Origin of the sequence: Methylobacterium sp. E-041 (genome assembly GCF_022829665.1) — a bacterium.
Lineage (GTDB): Bacteria > Pseudomonadota > Alphaproteobacteria > Rhizobiales > Beijerinckiaceae > Methylobacterium.
The window spans coordinates 1-398 of the sequence record NZ_JAKSYQ010000259.1 but is presented as its reverse complement, the minus strand read 5'-3'; the positions used below and the strand labels follow the sequence as shown (position 1 = coordinate 398).

The 398-nt window shown below is 75.9% G+C and carries 1 pseudogene; it reads left to right on the top strand.

Going from position 1 to position 398, the window contains the following annotated elements:
• A pseudogene (locus MKK70_RS23355) lies at positions 1-398 on the top strand (PhnA-like protein); the annotation flags it as partial.

Below are 398 nucleotides of genomic sequence, written 5' to 3'. Positions count from 1 at the left end.
GGCGGGTCCGACGGCGGCGCCTTCCCGGGCGTGACCGCACGGCTCGGTGGCGCGGGATGGCTGGTCGGCGGCACGGTGAAGACGGGGGCGCAGACGGCGGCCCCGTGGCGGGCGCAGTACTCGAACCAGCTGGACGGGATGGAGAAGTGGGTGCGCCAGCGGGCGGCCGGCCAGGACCCGCAGGCCCTGCGCGATGCCGCCGCCTCGGCGGTACGTGGCCTGCTGTCCGGCGACCCGGCCCAGAAGGCCCAGGCCGGGAACCGCGCCGCCGACGCGCTGGCCAAGGCCCAGGGCATCCCGACCGACCAGGCCAAGACGCAGATCCAGGACTACGAGAAGCAGTACGACGCCGCCGTCGCCGACGCCAAGCAGAAGGCCAAGGTCGCGGCCGAGGCCGC